The organism is Nocardia uniformis NBRC 13702, from assembly GCF_001613345.1.
In the GTDB taxonomy this organism is placed as follows: Bacteria; Actinomycetota; Actinomycetes; order Mycobacteriales; family Mycobacteriaceae; genus Nocardia; species Nocardia uniformis.
In genome coordinates, this window is the sequence record NZ_BDCE01000065.1 from 93,914 (window position 1) to 117,484 (window position 23,571).

The following is a 23,571-nucleotide window of genomic DNA, read 5'->3' on the forward strand; positions in this document are numbered from 1 at the left end:
CGACATCGCCTTCGAACGTGATGCTCCCCACACGATACCCGCCCGTTATCTTCCCGTGGCGGCAACGACCCGGGACATCCCTGGCGGTATGGCACGCCTCCTCGACCTCCCCGACTCCGTGTATATCCCCCGATACGGTGAGCGCGTGGCTCCGACCGGCGAACACCTCACTCCCCCATCCAGCGGTGTCGTCGCCCGCATCATCGACGAGGTGTACGAGCTGTGCCGCGGTGACACTTCCGGCGCACTCGCCGACTACATTCCGGAACTCGCTGCGGTGCAACCGGATTCGTTCGCCCTCTGCCTGGCGACCGCGGACGGTCAGGTGTACGGGAGCGGGGATCTGGACACGGCGTTCACCATTCAATCCATCTCGAAACCGTTCACCTACGCGCTGGCGCTGGCCGATCGGGGTACGGCGGCGGTGGCCGAACGCATCGATGTGGAGCCCTCCGGGGAACCGTTCTTCGAAATCAGTCTCGACCCGACAACGCAGCGCCCGCGCAATCCCATGATCAACGCGGGCGCGATCACCGCCGCCTCACTCGTGACCGGCCACGACGCCGCCGACCGCTTCGAACGCATCCGGCGCAGCTATTGCCGCTTCGCGGGACGCGATCTGCGCCTCAACGCGGACGTGTACGCCTCCGAGGCGCGCACCGGATACCGCAATCTGGCTATCGGCTATCTACTGCGCGGCGCGGGGATTATCGATATCGATCCGGATGAGGCGGTGGACCGCTATTTCCGGCAGTGCTCGATCGATATCACCTGCCGGGATCTGGCGATAATGGCCGCCACGCTCGCCAATAACGGCGTCAACCCGCTCACCCACGAACGGGCGCTGACGGCACCGCTGGTGGAACAGGTGCTCAGTGTCATGACCACCTGCGGTATGTACGACGCGGCCGGAGACTGGGTGACCACGGTCGGACTGCCCGCGAAAAGCGGTGTGGGCGGCGGGATTCTGGCCGTACTGCCCGGACAGTTGGGCATCGCGGTGTACTCGCCGCGACTGGACGCGCACGGCAGCAGCGTGCGCGGGGTCAAGGCCTGCCGCGAACTGTCGAATCGGTTGGGACTGCACTTCCTGCACGTGACCCGCGCCGCGCATACCGCCATTCGAGCCTCCTACTCGGTGGCCGAAGCGCCCTCGCGATTGCGCCGCGACCCGGAGGAATTGGCGCTGCTGCGCCAATTCGGTGACCGGGCGCGCATGGTCGAACTGAACGGCGATCTGCTGTTCGCGGGCGCCGAGTCGGCGGTGCGCGCCGTGGAGGAGATCACCGGCGACCTCGAGGCCCTGGTCCTCGATGTGCGCGAGGTCGGCGATGTCAGCGCCATCGCGGTGCGCATGCTCGAGGATCTCCAGGCCGAGCTGGCGGCCGACGGATGCCGGGTCGCCCTGGTCGATCCGGATGCCAAACTCGGACATCTGGAGTCGAGTCTCGATCCGGCCGATCCGCGTGGGCGGGTATTCATCGACCGCGATACCGCCGCCGAGTGGTGTGAGCAGATCATCCTCGAACGCCACGGCCCGCACCGCACCGCGCACGCCGCCCTGACCGTCGCGGACCATCCGGCGCTGGCCGGGCTGCCCGCCGACGAACAACACCGGCTGGCACAGGAATTCGAGATCCGAACCCTCGCCCGCGGCGAACTGGTGGTAGCCAAGGGCAGCCCGCGGGCCGGACTGTTCCTGATTCTCGACGGCCGCGTCCGCATGAGCTTCGCCGCCCGCGACGGCCGCCGCCACCGCCTCATCTCGCTGTCGACCGGGATGTCCTTCGGCGAGATCTCCATGCTCCTCGACGAACCGTTCACCCACGACATCCACGCCGAGACCACGGTGCGATTGGCGGTGCTGTCGCCCAAACGCTTCGACACCCTCACCGAACAGGCTCCCGAGGTCAAGGTAGCGCTGCTCGAACGCCTCGCGGTCGCCGCCTACGGCCAGGCGGACGCGGCGGTTCGCGCGCTCGCCGCGCACGGTGGGGCTTACTGAGCGCTCCCGCCCGCGGCGGTACACCGCCGAGTCACCCTCGCGATCTCGGCGTCCTCGCCATCCCGGCGTGCCCGCCATCCCCGCGTGCCTGCCATCCCCGCGTGCTCACCATCCCAACGTGCTTTGGCCGGGAACCCCTACTTTCGACGGTGTGGATTCCGGTCAGAGGCACGCCGGAATGAAGGGGTGCGGCGCGCCGGAATACCGGGGCCGCGGCGTGCCGGGGTGGCGGCGTGAGGCAGGGCGCGGCGTGCCGGGGAGCGGTGTGGCAGGGTGCCGGGTGCGGCGCGCCGGAATACCGGGGCCGCGGGCACGCCGAGGTGGCAGAGTGCGGCAGGGCGCGGCGTGCGGCGTGCCGGGGCGCAGGGTGTGGCGTGCCGGGGGCGCGGGGGTGCGGAGTGGCTAGGTGCCGGGGCGCAGGGTGGCGGGGTGGCAGGGTGGCGTTGCGGGCGCACCGGAATGACGCGAACCGTGGGAGCCGCCGGACGGCGCGGCCAGGCGGGTGGGTATTGCCGGCGTCGGTAGCATCGGCCGTGTCTTATTGGTCTGATCCGATTCAGGAGGAATGCTTGTGACCGGCATGGAGAACGGCACCGTCACCACGTTCGGGAACGGAGCCGCCCGGGCCACCCCGGATCTCATGCGCGTCACTATTTCGATCGAATCGCGCGAGGATACGGTCGCGGCCGCCTACTCCCGGGCCGGGGAACGCTCCGACGCCGTCGTCGGCACCCTGCGTGCCGATGGGGTGCGGCCCACCGATATCGCCACCAGCGGGCTGTCGGTGCGGACCGAGACGATCTGGACCGAGAACAATCGCGAGCGCATTACCGGGTATATCGCGTCGACTTCGTTGACCGTGGTGCTGCGCAATGTCGGAACATCCGACGCCACCACCGAATCCGGTACACCTCCGGCGGCCGTTATCGCGCACGCGGTGGACGCGGGAGGCGACGATGTCCGCCTCGGCGGTCTCACCCTGACCGTCTCCGATGAGGAGGCGTTGCTGGGCGAGGCCCGAGATGCCGCCTGGGACAACGCTCTTGCCAAGGCCACCCAGTACGCCAGCCGGGCGGGTACCGTCCTCGGCCCGGTCGTCGAAATCACCGAGAACACCTCGGCACCGACCCCGATCCCGCGCGCCTACGCCATGGCCGCCAAGAGCAGCGGCCCGGTAGGGGGTGCGGATATGGCCATCGAACTCGGTGAGAGCGAACTGTCCGCGACCATTCGAGTCACCTGGCAGCTGATCTGACCCCCGACGGCACTTGGCCGACATCACAGGTGAATTCGTCCCGGAATCCTTGCTCGGAATACGACCCGGGAGTACACGTTGACCATGAGCGAAATCCTCGTGACGGGTGGGACCGGGGCGCTGGGCCGACATATTGTCGACCGCTTGCGCGAACAGGGACATAAGGTTCGGGTGCTGTCACGGCGGGCCGGGGCCGGGACGCATACCGGGGATCTCAGTACGGGCGCGGGCGTAGCGGAAGCCGTTGCGGGCGTGGACGCGGTCGTGCACGCGGCCTCGGATTTCCGCAAGTTCGGCGGACCCGATCTGACGCAGACCGAGCAGCTGCTGCGGGCTTCGGGCGGGGTGGCGCATCTGCTGTACGTCTCGATCGTGGGAATCGAGAAATTCCCGTTCCGCTACTACCGCAATAAGCTCGCCTGCGAGCGGATGGTCGTGAATAGTGGTGTGCCACATACCATTCTGCGGGCCACGCAGTTCCACGAACTCATCGCCTCGGCGCTGCGTTCGGTCGAGCGCCTACCGGTGGCGCCGCTGCCCACCGACTTCCGCTTCCAGCCGGTGGCCACGCCCGATGTGGCGCGGCGGATTGCCGAACTGGTCGCGAGTGAACCACTCGGCCGAGCATCCGATTTCGGCGGGCCCGAGGTGCTGACCCTCGCCGAATTGGCGCAGACCTGGCGAGCCGCGCGTCAGCGGCCGCGGCGCGTAGTCCGAATCCCGCTGCCCGGCCGCATCGCTCGGGCCTATCGGGCCGGGGAGAACACCTGCCCCGACCACACCGATGGGGTGCTGACCTGGGCCGAATACGTGGCCTCCAATCCGGCGAACGCCTACACCATCACCGGAACTCCACCGCCTCCCTGACCGATCCGCCCCACAGATCCACCAGTGACAGCAGTGTCGACGCCCGCACGGTGGCCAACTGGACGCGGAAGCGCGAGGCGTCGGCCCTGGTGCGGTGCGGGTACGGATTCTCCGACGTCATGGTGCGGATATCGCGCAGTAGCCGAGTGGCGACGGCGATCGGCAGGCGATTGGTATCGACCAGGTGGCGAATATTCTTGGTCAGGTCGTCATCGAGGCTGCCCACGGCGTAGGCGACGAGCAATTCCATTGCGGTAGCGAGATGTTCGTCGCAGGCCGGGTAGTCGCGGCGCAGATAGCACTCGGTGGCCTCATGCAATTGTTCCAGGGACTTCTGCTGGCCCCGGAGTTCGAGTTCGATCTCGGCGAGCTCGACCTTCTCGGCCAGGGGCACCGGCAGCACATCGGTGGGCCGCAGGCGACAGCGCACCTCACCGTCCGCCGGTGTGCCGACGGAATCGATATAGAGGTCGTACCCGTCGAACAACAGGGCCGCCCGCAGATCGGACACCCAGGGCGGCAAGTCTCTCCGTTCGACCGACTGTCCCTTCAGCAACCGTTCGACGGTGTATTCGACCAACAGCAGTACCGCCCGATCGGCCTCGGCATTGCCCTGCAACGACGCCTGCCGGGCACCGTAGGCCGGGATCACCAGGCGACCCCAATAACTTTCGGTATTCACCCACATATCGACCTGGTACTCCGGCCGCTTCAAGTCGGTATGCATCAGCAGCGCCTCGAGCGAGTGGAATTTGGTCTGATCGCCGCGAATACGGTCCACGACGAGCTCGAGCGTCGGGTCGGACAACGTGGTCATGGCCGAAATACTTACGCCCGCCACCTGATGATGCGCTTATGTAGACCTTAAAGCTCCAGGAGAGCCAGGCATTCCACGTGGTGGGTACCGGGGAAGGCGTCGAAGGCACGCAGTTCCGTGGGCATATAGCCCGCGGCACGGTAGAGGTTGATATCGCGGGCGAAAGACGCCGGATCGCAACCGATGTGGACGATGCGGCGCGGGGCGTGTTCGGCGAGCGCGGCGATCACTTCCTTGCCCGCACCGGCGCGCGGCGGGTCGAGGACCACCACTTCCGGTGCGATGTAGGGCTGTTCGGCGATCCAGCGTTCCACGCGTTCGGCGCGCAGCTCGATCCAGGGCAGGTCGCGCAAGGCTTCGGCGCCGTCGGCGACGGCCGACCGTGCCGATTCGACACCGTGCACCGAGCCGGTGGGGCCGACCTGTTCGGCGACGCGGGCGGCGAAAACGCCGACCCCGCTGTAGAGATCCCAGGCCGAACTGCCCGGGGCAGCGTAGGCCCATTCGGCCACGACATCCGAATATGCCTGTGCGGCAGCGTAATGCGGCTGCCAGAAACCGGTGGCAGCCAACTCCCAGCGGCGACCCTCCACATACTGCACCGCGCGGCCACTGCCTTCCACAACCGTCTCGGCGCGCACAGCCGATGCGGCCGACCGGCGGGCAACGGCACTGCGCCGGTCACCGGCACCGCCCCGCGCAACACGATCATCGCGACCGCGACCGCGACGACCATGCGCCCGATCACCGCGTCGGCCCGGGGCGTATTCCGCCGGAGGCGCGAGCTCCACGATATGGCGCTGCCCCTCACCATCCACGGCCACAACGAGATCCGCGCCGGGCGTCCACTTGCGGTCGGCGATCCCCGCCATGGCTCCGGTCATCGGCTGCGGACAGCGCAGATCCGTGATCACCTCACTACCGCGATACCGATGTACCCCGGCGCGACCGTCGGCATCCACGGCCAATCGCATCCGGCTCCGCCAGCCCCGCGTCGCTTCCGCGCCGTCCACCGGAATCGGTTCGACGACAATATCTTTCTCCCACCCGGCCAGCCTGCGCAGCTGCTCGGCGACCACCGCCGCCTTCAGACCACGCTGCGCCTCGGGCGTGGCGAAGGAGAAATCACAGCATCCCGCTCCGCCCGGACCGGAGACCGGGCAGATGGCGTCCACGCGGTCCGAGGACGCCTCCAGAATCTCGATGGCCTCGGCGCGACAGAAGGATCCGCCGCGATCCTCGGTCACCAGGGCCCGCACCAGCTCCCCCGGCAGTCCGTGCCGGACGAACAGCACTCGCCCCTCGTGCCGCGCCACACAGAACCCGCCATGTCCGGGTGTGCCGAGGCGTACCTCGAATACTTCTCCGCTCCAGTCGCTCACGAGCCATCTCCGAATCCACGCCGAATGGCACCGGGCGCGTTCACCACTTCGCCGCCGCGAGCCTTGGCCGAGGAGCTCAGCTGCCACGGCACGCTGGTCACCATCACACCGGGTTCGAACAGCAGTCGGCCCTTGAGTCGCAGTGCACTCTGATTGTGCAGCAACTGTTCCCACCAACGCCCCACCACGTATTCGGGAATGAACACCGTCACCACGTCACGCGGTGCGTCCTTCCGTACTCGCTTCACGTAATCCACGACCGGCTTGGTGATTTCCCGGTACGGCGATTCGATCACCTTGAGCGGCACCGAAATATCGCTGCGCTCCCATTCCCGTACCAGCTTGCGGGTATCGGGTTCGTCGACATTCACCGTGATGGCCTCGAGGGTATCGGGGCGGGTTGCGCGCGCGTAAGCGATGGCCCGCTTGGTGGGCAGGTGCAGTTTCGACACCAGCACAATGGAGTGGGTACGGCTGGGAAGTACACCGTCCCATTCGGTCTCGTCCAATTCCCGCGCCACCGTGTCGTAGTGACGGCGAATGAGCTTCATGAGCCCGAAGATGGCGGCCATGGTGGCGATGGCGATCCAGGCGCCGGCGAAGAACTTGGTCACGAGCACGATGACGAGCACGGTGCCGGTGGCCGCCAGACCGAGCGCGTTGATCACCCGCGAGCGCTTCATCTTCGACCGCTGCAGCGGATCGGTCTCGGTGCGCAACAGTCGAGTCCAATGCCGCAGCATGCCGGTCTGACTCAACGTGAAGGAGACGAAAACGCCGATGATGTAGAGCTGGATCAGCTGGGTCACCTCGGCGCCGAAGGCCACCACGAACGCCATCGCGCCCATCGACAGGAACAGGATGCCATTGCTGAAAGCCAGCCGATCACCGCGCGTGTGCAGCTGCCGCGGCAGGTAGCGGTGCTGCGCCAGCACCGAACCGAGCACCGGAAACCCGTTGAACGCGGTATTGGCGGCCAGTACCAGGATCAGCGCGGTCACGCCGGTCACGAAGTAGAACCCGATCGGGAACTCGCTGAATACCGCGTGCGCGATCTGGGCGACGAGCGTCTTCTGCTGGTACCCCTCCGGGGCGCCGGCCAGCTGGGTCGCCGGATGTTCGGCGATCACCGCGCCGATCTTGCGAGCCAGCATGATCATCCCGATGAACAGGGTGATCGCGATGATCCCGAGCATGAGCAGCGTGGTCGCCGCATTGCGCGACTTGGGCTTGCGGAAGGCTGGAACGCCATTGCTGATCGCCTCCACACCGGTCAATGCGGCACTGCCGGAGGAGAAGGCCCGCGCCAGCAGGAAGACGAACGCGAGGCCGACCATGTGATGGTCCTCGGCGATCAACTCGAAGTCCGCCGACTCCGCCCGCACGGTGTCACCGAGCACGTAGACCCGGATCAGACCCCAGCCCAGCATGCCGAACATGCCGATCAGGAAGGCGTAGGCGGGGATCGCGAAGGCGGTGCCCGACTCCCGGATACCGCGCAGATTCATCGCGGTGAGAATGACGATCGCCGCCACCGCGAACAGCACCTTGTGGGTCGCCACGAACGGGATGGCCGAACCGATATTGGAGGCCGCCGACGCGATCGACACCGCCACCGTCAGCACATAGTCCACCAGCAGCGCACTGCCGACGATCAGGCCCGCGGTAGGACCGAGATTGGTGGTGGCGACCTCGAAATCGCCACCGCCGGAGGGATAGGCGTGCACGTTCTGTCGGTAGCTGGCGACCACGATCGCCAGCACCACCGCCACCATCAGTCCGATCCACGGCGCGTACACGTAGGCCGACAGACCGGCGACCGACAGCACCAGGAAGATCTCCTCCGGCGCGTACGCCACCGAGGACATCGGATCGGAGGCGAATACCGGCAGGGCAATCCGCTTGGGGAGCAGCGTGTGACCTAGGGAATCGCTACGGAAGGGGCGGCCCACCAACACACGCTTGGTGGCCGTCGTCAGCTTTGACACTCGAGCCAGCATAAGGGAGCAACGGTGTGGAGCAATTCGCGGCGCGGCCCGTCGCGAATACACGCGGCGAAACGGTGTGACGTTTTCCGGTTCCGGTTTGAAACCATTCTGGAGGGGGCACATGCCCTCGGAGGAACTCGAGCGGTACGGTTGCCCCCCTGGCAGACAACCAGACCGCACACCACGGTTTTCGGGAATGGGGTTCGAACGGTGTACGTAGTGGTCATGGGGTGCGGGCGAGTAGGTTCCTCGCTCGCGCGGGCCCTGGTCCGGATCGGGCACGAGGTCGCGGTCATCGACCAGAATTCCAGCGCTTTCCTGCGCTTGGGCCGCGATTTCCCCGGGATTTGCGTCACCGGCGTCGGATTCGATCGAGATGTATTGGTACGCGCCGGGATAGAACGAGCGGGTGCTTTCGCCGCCGTCTCCTCGGGCGATAACTCGAACATTATCTCGGCGCGGGTGGCGCGGGAGACCTTCGCGGTCGAGCGCGTGGTCGCGCGCATCTACGACGCCAAACGCGCCGCCGTCTACGAGCGCCTCGGTATTCCCACCATCGCCACCGTGCCGTGGACCACCGACCGATTCCTGCGCACCCTGATTTCCGACGAGGCAACCACTTCGTGGCGCGACCCCACCGGCACCGTCTCGGTGACCGAATTGACACTGCACGAGGACTGGTACGGGCGCACGGTCGCAAGTCTGGAAGTAGCCACCCGCGCGCGGGTCGCATTCATTATTCGCTTCGGACAGGGCGTACTGCCCAACGGCAAGACCGTCATCCAGGCGGATGACGCGGTCTATATCGCCGCCACCTCGGGCAGCGTCGGCGAGGCCGTCGCCTTGGCCGCCACTCCCCCCGCCCACGAGGACTGATCATGAAGGTAGCCATTGCCGGGGCCGGAGCGGTCGGCCGCAGCATCGCCCAGGAACTCCTGCGCGGCGGGCACGAGGTGACCCTGCTCGAACGCCGCCTCGATCACATCGACCCCACCGTCGCCGCCAACGCCACCTGGGTGCACGCCGATGCCTGTGAGCTGGAACTGCTGGAAGAAGCCGGACTGGAGAACTCCGAGGTGGTCATCGCCGCCACCGGTGACGACAAGGTGAATCTGGTGTTCAGCCTGCTCGCCAAGACCGAATTCGGGGTGCGCCGGGTGGTGGCCCGCGTCAACGACCCGCGCAATGAATGGCTGTTCGACACCTCATGGGGTGTGGATGTGGCCGTCTCCACACCGCGGCTGCTGGCCTCGCTGGTGGAGGAGGCGGTAACGGTGGGTGATCTGGTGCGGCTGATGACCCTGCGCCAGGGTCAGGCCAATCTGGTCGAGATCACGCTGCCCAGCGATACACCCTTGGCAGGCAAGGCCGTTCGCACCCTGGATATCCCCAGGAACGCCGCGCTGGTAACCATTCTGCGCGGCGGCCGGGTGATCGTGCCGCAGGGCGACGATCCCCTCGAGGGCGAGGACGAACTACTGTTCGTCACCTCCGTCGAGGCCGAGGACGCTCTGCGGAAAGCCCTCGGTGCCAACGGCTCCGGCTCCAAGCTCGGCACCACGGCGGAATTCGGCGCCGGAGCCGACTTCTCCGACTGACAGCGGCTCGTCCATCCGGCACGCCGCCGACCAGCCGTTCAGGACGCCACGCGCAGTTCGGCGCGCAGCTTATTGAGCGCGCGATGCTGCATGACCCGCACCACGCCCGGGCTGGTACCGATGGCCTCGGCGGTCTGTGCCGCGGTCCAGCCCAGCACAATCCGCATGACCAGTACCTCGCGGTGCGTCGGGGCCAGCACCTTCATCAGCAGGTTCCGGGTGGCGTCGCGGATTTCCGACTGCAATGCCCGCTCCTCCGGACCGGCCTCGGTCATCGGCTGATCCGGGAACTCCGCCACCGGGTAGGCCGGGTGGATCTGCGCCCGGCGGTAGGCATCGGCCACCTTATTGGCGGAGATGCCGTACACGAATGCCAGGAACGATTTGCCCTGATCCCGGTAGCGCGGAATCGCCTGCACGGTCGCCATGCAGATCTCCTGCGCCACATCATCGGTGGTGACGTGCAGATGCCCCGCACCGTGCAGGCGGGCCGCGCAGTAGCGCCGCACCAGCGGGTAGACGATCTTCAGAATGTCGGAGATCGCGTTCTTGTCGCCATTGGCGGCCGGATCGATCAACCTGTCCAATTCCGCTGCCGCCCGGCGACTCTCCGAAGTCGCCGCACTGTTCTTCGCTCCCCGCCCCGCCAGATGCCGCCGGGAGGCCGCTCCGGTCACCGCCGCACCGCGCCCCTCGTCGCGAGTGTCGGACGCTGCCGCTGCCTTGCGCTCGGTATGCAACTCCGGTGTCCTTTCGCCGTTTCGTCTCACAACGATCGTGCGATGAACCGGGTCACCGAAATAGGTACCCCAGGGGTGGGTTGGGTTCCCCCTCCTACCCCAAAAGTGTTGCGTCTCGAACGTTTCCCGCGATAAGTGCCCCGAATGTCAGGGGCGTACCCGGGGTCTTCAGGAGCGGGCGGTGGGCAGATGACCCGCGCGGCGTACCGCCCAGATCGTCACCAGGAAGGCGATAGCGGTCAGCGGCCAGCCCATGGCGATACGCGCGGTGGCCAGCAAACCGGTGGCATCGCTGTCGTAGAGGTGGTTCTGCACCAGGTAGCGGGCCCCGAAAACCAGCGCCCACACCGCGGTCGCGATGTCGTAGAGGCGCATGGCGCGGCGATCGGAGCGCCAGTCGGTGCCATGACCGTTCAGGAAGCCCCAGATAACGCCCGCCAGGGGCCAGCGCAGCACCAGCGAGAGCAGGAACGCGCCCGCGTACACCAGGCTGGCGTAGATGCCGAACAGGAAGAAGCCCTTGGCCTCACCCATGCGGTAGGCGATGAACGCGCACACGCCGACACCCATGAATCCGGAGATCGCGGGCTGGATCGGATCGCGGCGCACCAGCCGCCAGATCAGGATGGCCGTCGCCACGCCCAGCGCCGCCCAGATGGCGGTGGTGAGCCCGCGCAGCGAGTTGACCGGGACGAAGATCAGGACCGGCAGCGAGGAGTAGATGAGGCCGCTGAAGCCGCCCATCTGCTCGAGCATGGTCTGCTGGACGGCTTCCGCGTGCTCGAGTTCGGCCTCTTCGGCCGCCTCATCGGCGGCTGGCTTGGTGAGCGAGTACTCGGCGGCGGCGAGCTCGGCATCGGTGACCGCCGCGAAGACAGCGGTATCGGCTTCGGTCAGCATCGCGTCGTCGTTGCTGTGGGTCGGGTCGACGCCCTCGTCGTTGCGGCTCGGAATCGGCATATGTTTCAGGAGTTCTCGCGCAATTCGTAGTAGGGGTTGAAGATCACTTTGCCGCCGTCCCGGTCACCGATACGGCCGCGGACCAGAATCCTACGGCCCGGTTCGATACCGGGGATGCGCCTGCGGCCGATCCATACCAGCGCGATGCTGTCGGTGCCGTCGAAGAATTCGGCCTCGACCTCCGCACAGGTGGATTTGGGGCTACAGGCTTCGACACTGCGCAATCGTCCCAGCATGGTGACTTCTTCGCCACGTCGACACTCCGATGCCCGACACGCGCCCGACGCTTCTGACGTCTCGGCGAGTTCTTCGGCATCCAACCGATCCAGGTCCTCGGTCAATCGGCGACTCAGTCGCCGGAAATAGCCCGAAGGTGTGTCCTTCCCACCCGAGGATGGCATCTCGCACGCTTTCGTTGTAGAGCAAGACGGCGCGGGTCTCACGTCGTCGGGTCCCGCACGACCGGCTGTGGCCGTACACCGCCACTGTAGAGGTGTGGGCCTGCCCCCGCCATGCGTGCCCGTCGTGGGTACGCTTTGCCCGATGTCCGATCAACCACGTCCGGCGGTCGCCGTCGCCCTGCCCGGAACCGGCTCCGATGCCGACTTCGCGCGCCGCGCCTTCGGATCCGCCTGCGCCGCATTCGATCTGCCGTTCCACGCGGTGGATCCGGACCCGTGCGACGTGGTCGCGAGCTATCACGCCGCCCTCGATGCCGCCGCTCGCTCGGGACCGGTGCTTGTCGCCGGAATCTCACTCGGTGCGGCCGTCGCCGTCGACTGGGCCGCGCGAAATCCGCACGCCGCCTTCGGGGTGATCGCCGCTCTCCCCGCCTGGACCGGCGCCGATATCACCGGCTGCCCCGCCGCCCTCAGCGCCGCCGCCACCGCCGCCCAACTCCGCGCCGACGGCCTCGACGCCGTCACCACCCGCATGCGCGCCTCCACCCCGGCATGGTTGGCCGCCGCCCTCACTCAATCCTGGCGCTCACAATGGCCGCATCTCCCCCAGGCCCTGGACGAGGCCGCCGCCTATCGCTGGCCCGAACCGACCCTCCTGGCCACGGTGCCCGTCCCGGTCGCGGTCGTGGGTGCCGTGGACGATCCGGTGCACCCGATCACGGTCGCCGAACAGTGGGCGGCGCTCATCCCCCACGCCGATGTGCACCGCATCACCCTCGATGAACTCGGCGCGGACCCCGCGGTCCTGGGCGCGCGCGGCGTCCCGGCACTGCTCCGAAACCTTGTGAGCCGCAATACCATCGCGTGAGATCCCGGCCCCGGCACGCGACTCGTACACCATCCCGGCGCGACTCGTACCCACGATTCCAGCGCGACCGCCCCGGTCACTCCAGCGCGACCCACCCGGTCGATCCGGCGCGACCACCTCACCATCCCCGGTGTGACCCACCCCGTCATTCCGACGCGGTGACCCACCCCGTCATTCCGGCGCGCTTTTGGCCGGAATCCACCGCTGCACCCGGCGAGGACCGAGAATCCGACGCCGACGTCGCGAGACCAGAGAATCCGCCACGCCGCTGCGAATGGCATGGGTTCCACCACGCCGCGGTCGCGGCAGGAGGCCCCGAACGCCCCGTGCTATCCCGCGGCAATAGCGCTCCCTCAACGACAACGGCCCGCTCACTGTCCAGTGAGCGGGCCGTATTGTCCTGCGTGACTCAACCGTTCAGACCGAGCTGCTGCATGGCGGAACCCTCGGCTCCGCGGCGCGGCTGGCCGGGTTCCCCGGTCGGTGCGATCACCGGCTGCTGGCCGGTGTTCATCGCGGCCATCTGGGCGGCTACGGCCTGCTGCTGGGCCGCCACCTGCTGCTGGTGTGCGGCGGCGAGTTGATCGGCCAACTCCTGGGGTAGGACCACCGGTAGTGGTTCCCGCACGGGCATCGGGTCGTCGCCGCGGCGGATGACCGTCTCGCTCATGATCGCTCGGGCGGCGGCCACCAGGGGCTGCCCCTCATTCGCCGCGCCCGACGGACCGGCCGCGACCAGGCGCACCATCCAGCGGTGCCCGTCCACGCCGATGAAGCGCAGATCCGCGCCCTGGGTGATGGCGTGGATCTCACGACCCCACGGGCCCTGCTGCGTCGACACCTGTGCGCCATCGTTGCGCAGCGTCTCCGCGAGGTCGGCGGCGACCGAACGCCACTGGCCCGGCGATTTGGGGGCCGCGTAGGCGGCGACGGTGATGCGACCGTGCTGAGTGGCCAGATGTACCGCCTGCGGCGTGCCCTCGGGCGTCATCTCGACCTGGAGCTGACCGCCCGGCGGCACCGGGACGATGACCGAGCCGAGGTCCAGGCGCTGGTCGGCTACCTTTTCCAGGAGTTCGGAGACATCGTTGTAGTCGTAGGGGCCGGTACGCTCGGCGAGTTCGGCGGCCGCCCCGTCGTAATCGGGTGCGCTGTCGTACTCGTCACCCTCGTCGTATTCGGCTGCCTCGTACTCGGATTCGTCGTATTCGGCTTCGCTGTACTCGTCGTCGTACCGCTCATCGGGCCCATCACCCGCCCGGGTCTTCTTTCTTCCGAACATCTCGTCATGCCTCCTTGCCGGTCACTGCGCCCGCCCCACCGGACCCCTCGGACAGGCTCGCGTGCCCACCGCTCGATCCATATCCTCCCGCGCCGCGCGCGGTGTCGTCGAGCTGGGTGACCTCCACGAAGTCGACCAGCTCCACCTTCTGCACCAGCAGCTGCGCGATACGGTCCCCGCGGCGGAGCTCGATGGGTGTGCGCAAATCATGGTTGATCAGGCATACCTTGATTTCGCCGCGGTAACCGGCGTCGACCGTGCCGGGGGTGTTGACAACCGACAGACCAGCTTTGGCGGCCAGACCCGAACGCGGATGGATCAGGCCGACCGTGCCGATCGGTAGCGCGACGGCGATCCCCGTCCCGACGAGCACCCGCTCCCCGGGTTCGATGATGACGTCCTCGGTGGTGCACAGGTCCACACCCGCGTCGCCGGCATGGGCACGCGTGGGTACGGGGATGCTGGGATCGAGCCGCAGCAGGGGAATAGGCGAAATACCGGTCACGTGCGCCGAGCCTACGCGTTCACCGCTATCGCGGCGGGAGCGACGGGCCCGAAGGCGGTAGCGGAGCGTCACCACGCAGGGACCCGCTCCCGCTGCCGTTTAACACTGCGATCTGGCTTAGTCTGATGTCGTGTCCGACCAGCCCCCTTCTCAGGTGACCATGGATCAGCAACAGACGAGCATCCTCTACCGCGAGCGCCTCTGGGTGCCACTGTGGTGGTGGCCGGTGGCCTTTGCCGTCACCGCCCTGCTGGCAGCCGAAATACATATGGGTGCACCCGGATTGCGGGCCTGGCTGCCCTATGTGCTGTTGCTGCCGATTCCGGTGTGGGTGCTGCTGTGGCTGTCCCGGCACCGGGTGGAAGTGACTCGCGAGGGCTCCGCAGCTCCGGAGCTGCGCTCGGACCGCGCACATCTGCCCGCCACCTTCGTGGCCCGGGCGGCCGATGTGCCCGCCAGCGCGAAGAGCGCGGCGCTGGGTCGTCAACTCGACCCCGCCGCCTATGTGCAACACCGGGCCTGGATCGGCTCGATGGTCCTACTGGTACTCGATGATCCCGACGACCCGACGCCGTACTGGTTGGTCAGTACCCGTCGGCCCGACAAGGTCATCGCGGCCCTCGGCCTGTAGGGCGCTCGGTGATCTGCAGAGCGCTTGGTGATCTGCAGAGCGCTTGGTCAGGCTGTGCCGATGGGCCCGACAAGGTCATCGCGGCCCTCGGCCTGTAGGGCGCTCGGTGATCTGCAGAGCGCTTGGTCAGGCTGTGCCGATGGGCCCGACAAGGTCATCACGGCGCTCGGACCGCCGAGCGCCTGGTCGAACGATATCGATTTGCCCGGCAAAGTCTTGGCCGCGCTCGGCGTACCGAGCGCGGACTGACTTTCCTCCCGAGCGGATAGTCGGCCCTCAGGCCGCGCAATCCATGCAGATCAGCTGGCCGCCGGATTCGGTGGCCAGTCGGCTGCGGTGGTGCACCAGGAAGCAGCTGGAACAGGTGAACTCGTCAGCCTGCTTCGGAACCACCCGTACCGAGAGCACTTCCTCGGACAGGTCCGCGCCCGGAAGCTCGAACGATTCCGCAGTATCGGACTCGTCGATATCCACGACAGCGGACGCGGCCTCGTTGCGTCGAGCCTTCAGCTCCTCGAGCGAGTCCTCCGAAACTTCATCGGTTTCACTGCGCCGTGGTGCGTCATAGTCGGTTGCCATGTCGTCTTCCCCTCGTCCTTACTCCGTATATCCCGGACCGGCCATCCCGCACCGACTCCTGCCGGAATCGGATCGGGGTGTTGCCGCCCCGCCCGTGGTGTACGTCACGACGCACACCGGTCACTGATCGGCCCGGATCTGGTAGATCCGTTCCGGATCGCGCTCGGTCAACGCAGGACACGCCTTTGTTGTTCCCGAAATCGCACCCCCGATTCACGTCGGATGATCCGATCTGGCCGCCAGACAATAGCGGACCCCATGGCAAAAGTCGCAATCAAAACACGCGTGATTCGAAACAGAGAGGCAATCGTCACCCTCGGGGGAACTCGCCGAGACCTTCCGCACCGTTGGCGCGACCTTTTCGTAGAGTGTGACCGTGGTTTCACTGATCACCCAAGGCAAAGCGACCGATCCGGAAGGTCGACCCTTCCTCCGACGGCGCTGGGAGCCGTGGGCCGCCCTGGTGGGCGCGTTGGCCGTTATCTGTCTCATCATCTGGTGGGGCGCGTTTTCGCAGGGCGAGGCCGGTACCGGCGCGATCGCCTGCAACTCCCCCAGCCCGGCACAGAGCACTTCGGCACCCCAGGCGGCCCCATTGGGCCAGCGGATGTCGCCGTCCCTGTTCCAGGATGTGGAGCCGAGCGCGCTGGCCAGGTCCAAGGTGCGGGTGCTCAACGCCAACGGGCAGCGCGGGCAGGCGACACATATCGCCTCCCAGCTCAGTGATCTCGGATTCGCTTCCGCGCCGGAGGCATTCGGCAATGACAGTGTGTACGTCAACGGTGACCTGGAATGCTCCGGGCAGATCCGCTTCGGCGTGGACGGCCGCGCGGCCGCCGCGGCGGTTCAGCTGGTCGCGCCGTGTGCCGAGCTGATCCAGGATCAGCGCACCGATGAGACCGTGGATCTGGTGCTGGGCTCGCTGTTCCGCGATATCCGGCCCAGTACCGACGCCGAGGAAGTGCTGCGCTCGCTGAAGAACCCGGCGCCGGGGAGCACTCCGGCGATCGATCCGAGCCTGCTCGACGCGGCACGTACGGCGAAGTGCTGAGCTGAGCGGACCGGCTCGAACGCGGCGCGCCGACCGGCGCAGCCGTCAAGCCCGATAAACGAGGGGCCGTGAACGGGGGTTCACGGCCCCTCGGCGTATCTGATGGCCGATTCCCGCCCCTGTGCGCGGCCACAGAGCGCCTCGCGCGCCGATACCGGCCCCTGGTGAGGCCCAGCGGTTCCGCGCGGCCCAGGGGCTTTCTATACGGGCCGGGCGGTTTCCGGACGGCCAAGGGTTTCCGTGCGGTATCGCGCTCGGATCAGCCCTCGGGGATGGCGTCCGTCGCCCCGAGTTCCTCCAGGAGGCCGAACATCTCATCGGCGACGCCGGGGGCGGCGGCGACCACGAGCGCCCCCTCGGCGCCGGAGCTCTCCGGCGCCGGAAGGATCAGGCGCGCACCGGCTTCCGCCGCGATGAGCGCCCCGGCGGCCCAGTCCCACAGGTTGAGACCGTGCTCGTAGTGGGCATCCACGCGACCCTCGGCGACCATGCACAGGTCCAGGGCGGCCGCGCCGACCCGCCGGATATCGCGGATATGCGGCAGTAGTTCGGCGATCAGCTGCCCCTGTCGGGTGCGGCGGTGCCGGTTGTAGGCGAAGCCGGTCGCGACCAGGGACATGGCCGCCGAATCGACCTCGTTGCAGCGCAGCGGAATCGGATCGACACCGGGCTGGATGAGATGCGCGCCCTGACCGAGACCCGCGCTGTAGACGGTCCCGTGCGCCACATCGGCGACGGCTCCGGCGAGCGAGCGACCGCCGCGCATAGCGGCCACCGACACCGCGTAGGCCGGGATGCCGTAGAGGAAATTGACGGTGCCGTCGATGGGGTCGAGCACCCAGTGCACGGCGTCGCCGTTGAGCGCGCCGCCACCCTCCTCGCCGATGATTCGATCATCCGGGCGCAGTTCGTCGAGGAGTTTGCGAATGAGTTGTTCGGCCTCGGTGTCGACCACCGTGACCGGATCGGTGGGGGTGCTCTTGGCCTGTACCGAGTCCGCCGCACGCGTGCCGGGGCCGAAGACCTCGGGGCGTCTGGACCGCACATGGGCGGCCGCGGTCTCGGCCAGATATACAGCTACACGGCGCAGTTCGGCGATATCGGCCACGTCGGCGGCCGTTGTGGTGTTCGATGCGGTCGAGGTGGAGTAGGAGTCCGGCACGACTCCATCGGAGCACAGATCCGCGCGGTCGCGCACTAGGCTTGTCACATTCGACACAGCCCATACGCCGGGTATGGGAGAGAACGAGGAGTTCGTCATGTCCGCTCGGGGACACGCGTTCGGTATCGACATCGGTGGTAGCGGCGTCAAGGGCGCCGCGGTGGATCTGGCCACCGGCGAACTGGTCCAAGAGCGCATCAAGATTCCGACCCCGCAGCCCGCCACGCCCAATGCCGTCGCGGAAGCGGTGGCGAAATTGGTGGCACAGGCCGGATGGGACGGACCGGTCGGCATCACCTTGCCGAGCGTGATCATCGGCGGTGTCGCCCGCAGTGCCGCCAATATCGACAAGTCCTGGATCGGTACCGATGCCCGGGCGCTCTTCTCGGCGGCGCTCGGCGGCCGCAGGGTGACCGTCCTCAATGACGCCGATGCCGCCGGACTCGCCGAGGATCGCTACGGCGCGGCGAAAGAACTGTCCGGTCTAGTGGTGCTGCTCACCTTCGGCACCGGTATCGGATCAGCCGTGATGTACAACGGCGTGTTGATGCCCAATAGCGAACTCGGCCATCTCGAAGTGGCCGGTCGCGAGGCCGAACACCGCGCCGCCGCCTCCATCAAGGATCGCGACGGCCTCACCTACCCGCAGTGGGCGGCAGAAGTCAGTAAGGTGCTGGTCACGCTGGAAGATCTGTTCTGGCCGAATGTGTTCGTGGCGGGCGGCGGAATCAGCCGTGACCACCAGGAATGGATCCCGTTGCTGACCAATAGAACCCCCGTTGTGGCGGCCCGTTTGAGGAACTCCGCAGGCATCGTCGGAGCCGCCATGGCCATCGATGCCGGTATCGCGCCGTAAGCAGGCTGGTTCGATCGTTACAATGGAACAAGCCCGGCGGTGAGCCGGTGAAACCAACCCGGCGATCAGCCGGTACCACCCGACCGAAACCGCTCCGCCGGATGTATCTGGCGTGACGCCGCACGAGACCGTCACGAAAGGGCGTACGTGGTAGCCACGAATACCCGAGAGACCGCCGAATCGGCAGACCCTGCCGACTCAGCAGACACCACCGCAGCACGGCCGGTCAAGGCTGCCGCCAAGAAAGCCCCGGCCAAGAAGGCCGTAGCGAAGAAGGCTGCCGCCAAGAAGACCCCGGCCAAGAAGACTGCGAAGGCGACCAAGGCCACGAAGAAGGCCGCTACCAAGAAGGCCGACGGCACCGAGGGTGACGGGGGCGACGCGACTGTCGAAGACGAGTCGCTCGAACTCGACGATCTCGAAGTCGATCCGACCGATCTCGCCGAAGAGGAGATCGAGGTCGACGACGACGAGGAAGAGGCCGTCGCCGCCCCCGAGGCCGAAGAGGAAGCCGAGGAGCCCACCGCCAAGGACAAGGCTTCCGGTGACTTCGTCTGGGACGAGGAGGAATCCGAGGCCCTGCGCCAGGCTCGCAAGGACGCCGAGCTCACCGCTTCGGCCGACTCGGTCCGCGCTTACCTCAAGCAGATCGGCAAGGTCGCGCTGCTCAATGCCGAGGAGGAGGTGGAACTCGCCAAGCGCATCGAGGCCGGTCTGTACGCGACCGAGAAGCTGCGCGAGTTCGCCGAAAAGGGCGAGAAGCTCCCCGTGCAGTCGCGGCGTGATTTCCAGTGGATCATGCGCGACGGCAACCGGGCCAAGAACCACCTGCTGGAGGCCAACCTCCGACTGGTCGTTTCGCTCGCCAAGCGCTACACCGGCCGCGGCATGGCATTCCTGGATCTCATCCAGGAGGGCAACCTCGGTCTGATCCGCGCGGTCGAGAAGTTCGACTACACCAAGGGCTACAAGTTCTCCACGTACGCCACCTGGTGGATCCGTCAGGCGATCACCCGCGCCATGGCCGATCAGGCCCGCACCATCCGCATCCCGGTGCATATGGTCGAGGTCATCAACAAGCTGGGCCGTATCCAGCGCGAGCTCCTTCAGGACCTGGGCCGCGAGCCCACGCCCGAAGAGCTCGCGAAGGAAATGGACATCACCCCGGAGAAGGTCCTCGAGATCCAGCAGTACGCGCGAGAGCCCATCTCGCTGGATCAGACCATCGGCGACGAAGGCGATAGCCAGCTCGGCGATTTCATCGAGGACTCCGAAGCGGTAGTCGCGGTCGACGCGGTGAGCTTCACCCTCCTGCAGGACCAGCTCCAGTCGGTCCTGGAAACCCTCTCCGAGCGCGAAGCCGGCGTAGTCCGCCTCCGCTTCGGTCTCACCGACGGCCAGCCCCGCACCCTGGACGAGATCGGCCAGGTCTACGGCGTCACCCGTGAACGCATCCGCCAGATCGAATCCAAGACCATGAGCAAGCTCCGCCACCCGAGCCGCTCACAGGTTTTGCGCGACTACCTGGACTGATACGAGAACCAGAAAGGGCCGCTGAGCTTGCGCTTCGCGGCCCTTTCTCGTATCCGGGGACCGGGTGACACCTACTCCCGGGGTTTTCGCACCCCTCGATCCAATTCGCCGAGCGCCGCCGAGACTTCTCGGCGGCGCTCGGCGCAGTCGGTGCCCGCCGAGGGCGTTGCGCAATACGCAACCCGCTGGTTACGCCCGGCTGGAAGCACTTTCAAGGAAGTTACCTCTTTCCATTTCACATAGGCCGAGTGAGGCTGTATGGTTCGCTCGATTGCGGCGGCCAGCCGCGAAAACCCGGTTCTGGCAATGGAGTTCGAGTGCTGGAAATTCACCACTTCAGTTATGGGTGGGTCACACCCGTACTGGCCTACATCATGTCCGTCACCGGTTCGCTGCTCGGGCTGCGCTGCACCCTGCGCGCCCGCACCGGCGAGGGGCGGCGGGCGTGGCTGGTGGCGGCCGCGGTGGCCATCGGCGGGACCGGCATCTGGGTCATGCATTTCATTGCGATGCTTGGGTTTTCGGTCCGTGGCGCGTCCATCCGGTACAACGTGCCGGTCACCCTGCTGAGCGCGTTGATCGCCATGGCAGTCGTATGGGTGGGGCTGTCCATTGTGGCGCAGGAGGATACGGGTCGGTGGCGGTTGCCCACCGGCGGTGCCGTCACCGGGCTCGGGGTGGGCGCCATGCACTATTCGGGGATGTACGCCATGAAGTCCGATGCCGTGATGCGGTACGACATGGGCATTGTGACGCTGTCCATGGTTATCGCGGTGGTCGCGGCGACGGCGGCGCTGTGGTTCACCCTGCATGTCGACGGCATCCTCGCGACCGTCGGAGCGGCGCTCATCATGGGCGTGGCGGTATGTGGAATGCATTACACGGGCATGGCGGCGATGAGCGCACATCACGCCATGGATCCGAGCACTCCGGCCGGCGCGGGTGCGATGGAACTGCTCGCACCGCTGATGATTACGGTCAGCATGGTCACCATGGTGTTGCTCATCCACGTCGGATTGACCGAAGTCGACGAGCGCAGTCGGTCGGAGTCGGTGCCCGAACCGATTCGAACCACCCCCGCCGGCCACACCGCGGCCGATAGCACCGCTGGCACCAGCGCTGTGGGCAACTATTCGGCCGCGCACCCCGGCCGCGACTCACAGGTGCCGACCGGATGGGCCGCGACGCCCCAGTACCGCCCTGCGGCCCCACCCCGTCAGCAGGCCGCCCCGCGTGATCGCTCGACTGCCGCGCGAAATCAGACGGCACCGCCCTATATCGACGTCGACCAACTCGGCAGGATGCGTCCGGGGTCGGGCACCCTCGGCTAACACCCCTCCGGGTGCTGACAGTCCACACGCGTGGCCGTTCGACAATCCAGCGCATCATCAGCAAACTGGCGTGAGTGCATCACCAGCTGGAATTGATCTTCCTGGTCCTCTTCGCGACGATCCTGGCGCAGCCGCTGGGGAAGCGCACCGGGCAGGCTCCGGCTGTCCTCATGACGGCCTTCGGCTGCGTGCTGGCGCTCATTCCCGCCGTTCCGGAAATCCATATACCGCCGGACCTGATCCTGCCGCTGGTGTTGCCGCCACTGCTGTACGCCTCGGCCCGCCGCACCTCCTGGCGCCAGTTCTCGTCCAACTGGGGTGCCATCACCATGCGGGCGGTGGTGCTGGTCATCGTCACCGCCGGGGCGGTCGCCTGGGTATTCCACGAGATCTATCCGAATGTGCCGATCGCGGCGGCCATCGCGCTCGGCGCACTCGTCGCCCCACCCGATCCGGTCGCGGTATCGGCGCTGGCCGGAAAGCTCGGACTCCCGCGCCGCCTGGTGGCGGTACTCGAGGGCGAGGGCCTGTTCAACGATGTCACGGCCATCGTCATCTACACGGTGGCTATTCAGGCCGTGGTGACCGGAAAGTTCTCCACCTGGCACACCGCACTGGATTTCGCGACCTCCGCGCTGGTGGCCATCGCCGTGGGACTGCTACTCGGTTGGGCGGGCAGCAAATTCATGAAGCGGCTCGCGGAAGCGACCTGGCAGGTGTCGCTCGGGCTGTTGCTACCGTTCGCCGCCTACGGCATCGCCGATGCCCGGGGCGGTTCGGGTGTGCTCGCCGTACTGGTGTGCGCCATGTACCTCACCGACGCGACCACCGATTTCAGCGACAGCAACTACCGGGTGGTCGGCGACTCCTTCTGGGAGATCACCGAAATGCTGGTCACGGGTTTCGCTTTCGGCCTCATCGGACTGGAACTCAGCACCGTCTTGAGCACCACCGGCCCGAACTGGGCGCGCTTCCTCTGGGGCGCGGCCGCGGTGGTGGCGGTGGTGGTCGGCCTCCGGCTGGTGTGGCTGCTCGGCACCACCGCCGTCTTCCGCGGCCTGTGGCGACGGCGCGACGCCGATGAGCCCTACACCTGGCGCGAAACCGTGGTCACCTGGTGGGCCGGGATGCGCGGGGTGGCGACCGTGGCCTTGGCACTGGCCATCCCCCTCACGACCGATACCGGCGAACCCTTCCCCGGCCGCACCGAAATCCTGTTCACCGCGTTTGCCGTCGTACTCTTCACCCTGCTGCTGCAGGGGCCAACCCTCCCGGCCGTGGTGCGCGCGACCGGAGTGCATGCCGACACCGGACTGGAACGCGACCTCGAACGCCAACTCTGGGTGCGGGTGCTGAATGCCGAAATGGCTTGCCTGAAACAGCTCTCGGCCACCGAGGGTCTACCCGACGAGGTCTACCTGCGGCTGCGCGAAGGCTTCGAACGCCGCCTCGCCCAGGCCGATCCGGAGGCTGCCGACAATGCGCGGACAAATACCGACCGCACACTGAAGTTCACCAAGAAGATGCGTCAGCTCACCAATGAGGTGGTCGAAGCCGGCCGCACCGAAGCCCTGGCCGCCCGCCGAGAACCGGGTATTCCGCCGGATGTGGTGGACCGGGTGATGCGGCGTCTCGATCTGCGCGCCAATGCCCGGTTGCCCTGATCGCTCCGGCCCAGCACCGCGTGGCGGGCTGTCACTCTCGCCGCATCAGGCAGCATTGTCGCGCCGACCTGGCCGCCTTCGTCATTCCGGCGTGTT

The 23,571-nt window shown here is 67.1% G+C and carries 22 protein-coding genes; 12 read left to right on the forward strand and 10 right to left on the reverse strand.

Annotation, left to right across the window (positions count from 1 at the left end; translation table 11 throughout):
* Nucleotides 1-145: 145 nt before the first annotated feature.
* From glsA to NU1_RS24145, 3 genes are all read left to right on the forward strand, one after another.
* Entirely contained in the window at nt 146-2,005 is a 1,860-nt protein-coding gene (gene glsA, locus NU1_RS24135; RefSeq protein WP_245720282.1) for a glutaminase A, read from the forward strand.
* 580 nt (nt 2,006-2,585) lie between these two features.
* Nucleotides 2,586-3,260 carry an SIMPL domain-containing protein gene (locus NU1_RS24140; protein WP_245720284.1) on the forward strand — a complete coding sequence of 225 codons (675 nt, stop codon included), beginning with the start codon at nt 2,586-2,588 and terminating at the stop codon, nt 3,258-3,260.
* A gap of 84 nt (nt 3,261-3,344) precedes the next feature.
* Nucleotides 3,345-4,127, forward strand: a complete 783-nt coding sequence (locus NU1_RS24145) for an SDR family oxidoreductase (protein ID WP_067524423.1) — start codon at nt 3,345-3,347, stop codon at nt 4,125-4,127.
* Here NU1_RS24145 and NU1_RS24150 read toward each other — a convergent pair.
* Genes NU1_RS24150 through NU1_RS24160 form a run of 3 tightly spaced genes read right to left on the reverse strand, consistent with a single transcriptional unit; the run spans nt 4,102 to nt 8,314 of the window.
* Nucleotides 4,102-4,944, reverse strand: a complete 843-nt coding sequence (locus NU1_RS24150; protein ID WP_067524425.1) for a hypothetical protein — start codon at nt 4,942-4,944, stop codon at nt 4,102-4,104. The two genes, NU1_RS24145 and NU1_RS24150, sit on opposite strands and share 26 nt — an antisense overlap.
* A gap of 47 nt (nt 4,945-4,991) precedes the next feature.
* A complete protein-coding gene (locus NU1_RS24155) occupies nt 4,992-6,326 on the reverse strand; it encodes a class I SAM-dependent RNA methyltransferase (protein WP_067524428.1) in 1,335 nt (444 codons plus the stop codon).
* Nucleotides 6,323-8,314, reverse strand: coding sequence for an APC family permease (locus NU1_RS24160; RefSeq protein WP_067524490.1), 1,992 nt, complete (start codon nt 8,312-8,314; stop codon nt 6,323-6,325). Before NU1_RS24160 ends, NU1_RS24155 begins: the two co-directional genes overlap by 4 nt.
* A 210-nt stretch (nt 8,315-8,524) precedes the next feature.
* Between NU1_RS24160 and NU1_RS24165 the strand changes: the two genes are divergently transcribed.
* Both NU1_RS24165 and NU1_RS24170 read left to right on the forward strand, forming a co-directional pair.
* Entirely contained in the window at nt 8,525-9,190 is a 666-nt protein-coding gene (locus NU1_RS24165) for a potassium channel family protein (RefSeq protein WP_067524431.1), read from the forward strand.
* Between the two features lie 2 nt (nt 9,191-9,192).
* A complete protein-coding gene (locus NU1_RS24170; RefSeq protein WP_067524433.1) occupies nt 9,193-9,912 on the forward strand; it encodes a potassium channel family protein in 720 nt (239 codons plus the stop codon).
* Between the two features lie 38 nt (nt 9,913-9,950).
* On the opposite strand, the gene shbA is transcribed toward NU1_RS24170, so the two are convergent.
* From shbA to NU1_RS24185, 3 genes are all read right to left on the reverse strand, one after another.
* Nucleotides 9,951-10,562, reverse strand: coding sequence for an RNA polymerase sigma factor ShbA (gene shbA, locus NU1_RS24175; RefSeq protein WP_067524493.1), 612 nt, complete (start codon nt 10,560-10,562; stop codon nt 9,951-9,953).
* A gap of 258 nt (nt 10,563-10,820) precedes the next feature.
* On the reverse strand, nt 10,821-11,612 hold the full coding sequence (locus NU1_RS24180) for a DUF3159 domain-containing protein (RefSeq protein ID WP_245720283.1): 792 nt from the start codon (nt 11,610-11,612) through the stop codon (nt 10,821-10,823).
* A gap of 5 nt (nt 11,613-11,617) precedes the next feature.
* Entirely contained in the window at nt 11,618-12,013 is a 396-nt protein-coding gene (locus NU1_RS24185) for an OB-fold nucleic acid binding domain-containing protein (protein ID WP_067524435.1), read from the reverse strand.
* A 142-nt stretch (nt 12,014-12,155) separates the two neighbouring features.
* Here NU1_RS24185 and NU1_RS24190 point away from each other — a divergent pair, with 142 nt between their 5' ends.
* A complete protein-coding gene (locus tag NU1_RS24190; RefSeq protein ID WP_067524437.1) occupies nt 12,156-12,881 on the forward strand; it encodes an alpha/beta fold hydrolase in 726 nt (241 codons plus the stop codon).
* Nucleotides 12,882-13,290: 409 nt separating this feature from the next.
* Here the strand turns inward: NU1_RS24190 and NU1_RS24195 are convergent, their stop codons facing one another.
* Together NU1_RS24195 and dut are read right to left on the reverse strand one after the other, a co-directional pair.
* Nucleotides 13,291-14,163: a DUF3710 domain-containing protein gene (locus NU1_RS24195; RefSeq protein WP_067524440.1), complete on the reverse strand. Its 873-nt coding sequence runs from the start codon at nt 14,161-14,163 to the stop codon at nt 13,291-13,293.
* Nucleotides 14,164-14,167: 4 nt separating this feature from the next.
* The gene (gene dut, locus NU1_RS24200; protein WP_067524498.1) at nt 14,168-14,668 is read right to left on the reverse strand and encodes a dUTP diphosphatase; all 501 of its coding nucleotides are present in this window, start codon (nt 14,666-14,668) and stop codon (nt 14,168-14,170) included.
* A gap of 160 nt (nt 14,669-14,828) precedes the next feature.
* Here dut and NU1_RS24205 point away from each other — a divergent pair, with 160 nt between their 5' ends.
* Nucleotides 14,829-15,299, forward strand: a complete 471-nt coding sequence (locus NU1_RS24205; protein ID WP_170264240.1) for a DUF3093 domain-containing protein — start codon at nt 14,829-14,831, stop codon at nt 15,297-15,299.
* A gap of 276 nt (nt 15,300-15,575) precedes the next feature.
* On the opposite strand, the gene NU1_RS24210 is transcribed toward NU1_RS24205, so the two are convergent.
* Nucleotides 15,576-15,878, reverse strand: a complete 303-nt coding sequence (locus tag NU1_RS24210) for a DUF4193 domain-containing protein (protein ID WP_067524442.1) — start codon at nt 15,876-15,878, stop codon at nt 15,576-15,578.
* A 376-nt stretch (nt 15,879-16,254) separates the two neighbouring features.
* On the opposite strand from NU1_RS24210, the gene cei reads away from it, so the two are divergent.
* Nucleotides 16,255-16,929, forward strand: a complete 675-nt coding sequence (cei, locus tag NU1_RS24215) for an envelope integrity protein Cei (RefSeq protein ID WP_067524503.1) — start codon at nt 16,255-16,257, stop codon at nt 16,927-16,929.
* A gap of 259 nt (nt 16,930-17,188) precedes the next feature.
* Here cei and NU1_RS24220 read toward each other — a convergent pair whose 3' ends face one another.
* Nucleotides 17,189-18,091, reverse strand: coding sequence for an inositol monophosphatase family protein (locus NU1_RS24220; protein ID WP_067524506.1), 903 nt, complete (start codon nt 18,089-18,091; stop codon nt 17,189-17,191).
* 97 nt (nt 18,092-18,188) lie between these two features.
* Here NU1_RS24220 and ppgK point away from each other — a divergent pair, with 97 nt between their 5' ends.
* The 4 genes from ppgK (at nt 18,189) to NU1_RS24240 (ending at nt 23,475) form a co-directional block, all read left to right on the forward strand.
* The gene (gene ppgK / locus NU1_RS24225) at nt 18,189-18,947 is read left to right on the forward strand and encodes a polyphosphate--glucose phosphotransferase (protein WP_067524508.1); all 759 of its coding nucleotides are present in this window, start codon (nt 18,189-18,191) and stop codon (nt 18,945-18,947) included.
* Between the two features lie 147 nt (nt 18,948-19,094).
* Nucleotides 19,095-20,480, forward strand: a complete 1,386-nt coding sequence (locus NU1_RS24230) for an RNA polymerase sigma factor (protein ID WP_067524445.1) — start codon at nt 19,095-19,097, stop codon at nt 20,478-20,480.
* Between the two features lie 317 nt (nt 20,481-20,797).
* Nucleotides 20,798-21,811 (forward strand): MHYT domain-containing protein, encoded by a 1,014-nt coding sequence (locus NU1_RS24235; RefSeq protein ID WP_067524447.1) that lies wholly within the window; start codon nt 20,798-20,800, stop codon nt 21,809-21,811.
* Nucleotides 21,812-21,885: 74 nt separating this feature from the next.
* The gene (locus NU1_RS24240) at nt 21,886-23,475 is read left to right on the forward strand and encodes a Na+/H+ antiporter (RefSeq protein ID WP_067524449.1); all 1,590 of its coding nucleotides are present in this window, start codon (nt 21,886-21,888) and stop codon (nt 23,473-23,475) included.
* Nucleotides 23,476-23,571 lie beyond the last annotated feature (96 nt).

What these genes read in the sequence shown, in the direction of transcription:
- NU1_RS24140 (WP_245720284.1), top strand. Translation starts at nt 2,586, where the DNA reads ATGGAGAACGGCACCGTCACCACGTTCGGGAACGGAGCCGCCCGGGCC.
- NU1_RS24185 (WP_067524435.1), bottom strand. Translation starts at nt 12,013, where the DNA reads ATGCCATCCTCGGGTGGGAAGGACACACCTTCGGGCTATTTCCGGCGA.
- NU1_RS24210 (WP_067524442.1), bottom strand. Translation starts at nt 15,878, where the DNA reads ATGGCAACCGACTATGACGCACCACGGCGCAGTGAAACCGATGAAGTT.
- NU1_RS24170 (WP_067524433.1), top strand. Translation starts at nt 9,193, where the DNA reads ATGAAGGTAGCCATTGCCGGGGCCGGAGCGGTCGGCCGCAGCATCGCC.
- NU1_RS24150 (WP_067524425.1), bottom strand. Translation starts at nt 4,944, where the DNA reads ATGACCACGTTGTCCGACCCGACGCTCGAGCTCGTCGTGGACCGTATT.
- NU1_RS24180 (WP_245720283.1), bottom strand. Translation starts at nt 11,612, where the DNA reads ATGCCGATTCCGAGCCGCAACGACGAGGGCGTCGACCCGACCCACAGC.
- NU1_RS24205 (WP_170264240.1), top strand. Translation starts at nt 14,829, where the DNA reads ATGGATCAGCAACAGACGAGCATCCTCTACCGCGAGCGCCTCTGGGTG.
- NU1_RS24190 (WP_067524437.1), top strand. Translation starts at nt 12,156, where the DNA reads ATGTCCGATCAACCACGTCCGGCGGTCGCCGTCGCCCTGCCCGGAACC.
- NU1_RS24145 (WP_067524423.1), top strand. Translation starts at nt 3,345, where the DNA reads ATGAGCGAAATCCTCGTGACGGGTGGGACCGGGGCGCTGGGCCGACAT.
- ppgK (WP_067524508.1), top strand. Translation starts at nt 18,189, where the DNA reads ATGTCCGCTCGGGGACACGCGTTCGGTATCGACATCGGTGGTAGCGGC.
- NU1_RS24195 (WP_067524440.1), bottom strand. Translation starts at nt 14,163, where the DNA reads ATGTTCGGAAGAAAGAAGACCCGGGCGGGTGATGGGCCCGATGAGCGG.